We start from the raw sequence: 896 nt of genomic DNA, 5'->3' as shown, positions 1-896 counted from the left end.
CGTCGCCGGCCGGGAGGGGCGCGCGGGAGCCGAGGGGCGTCTCGGCGGGGTACCCCGGCCGGGCGGCATCCTTGTCGCCGCCGCGCTCCTGGGTCAGCGCGGCGGCGCAGACGAGGGCGAGGCCGAGAAGGCCGCCCGCGAGGAGGAGGGCGCGGGGGCGGAGCCGGGCCGAGCGTCTCTCACCGCTACGGGGTCGGGTGTGGCCACGGCCACGACGGGCTCCGTTGCGGGCTGCTCGCTTGCCCAAGACAGACTTCTCCCCTGCTCACGGCTGGAGTTGGGGGGAGAGGTGTGGGGCCTCGTGCGCCAGCGCCGTCTTGCGGTGTCCGACATCGATGTCGACCTGCGGTGTGCGGTGTCGGCGTGCGGTGTCGGCGTTCGATTGTCCGATATTCGATGGTGCGTGCGATCGTACCGTCCGCACGAAAATTGTCCGGACGGTACGAATCCGCGCAGGTCAGCTCAGCGTGTCGGCGGCGAGCGGCGAGGAGTCCCGCAGGAACGCGGTGCAGCGCTCGAACTCGGCCTGCTCGCCGATGGCCTGGGCGGCACGGGCGAGGGCGTGCAGGGCGCGCAGGAAGCCGCGGTTGGGCTCGTGCTCCCACGGCACCGGGCCGTGGCCCTTCCAGCCGGCGCGGCGCAGCGAGTCGAGGCCGCGGTGGTAGCCGGTGCGGGCGTACGCGTACGACTCGACGGTGCGGCCCGCGTCGAACGCGTCGTCCGCGAGCTGGGCCCAGGCGAGGGAGGAGGTGGGGTACTTGGCGGCGACGTCCGCGGGCGCGGTGCCCTGCGCGAGGAGTTCGCGGGGCTCGGGGTCGTCGGGGAGTACTTGGCGGCGACGTCCGCGGGCGCGGTGCCCTGCGCGAGGAGTTCGCGGGGCTCGGGGTCGTCGGGGA

The 896-nt window shown here is 74.7% G+C and carries 2 protein-coding genes; both read right to left on the bottom strand.

Annotation, left to right across the window (positions count from 1 at the left end):
• Positions 1-247 (bottom strand): hypothetical protein (locus tag ACJA3G_RS37780; protein WP_406557515.1); only part of this gene is annotated, 247 nt, incomplete at its 3' end.
• A gap of 210 nt (positions 248-457) precedes the next feature.
• The coding region (locus ACJA3G_RS37775; RefSeq protein WP_406557514.1) for a DUF3151 domain-containing protein at positions 458-896 on the bottom strand (439 nt) is incomplete at its 5' end.

Origin of the sequence: Streptomyces sp. YS-3 (assembly GCF_045257485.1) — a bacterium.
In the GTDB taxonomy this organism is placed as follows: domain Bacteria; phylum Actinomycetota; class Actinomycetes; order Streptomycetales; family Streptomycetaceae; genus Streptomyces.
The sequence above is the reverse complement of the archived record's forward strand: the minus strand, read 5'-3'. Positions and strand labels throughout refer to the sequence as shown.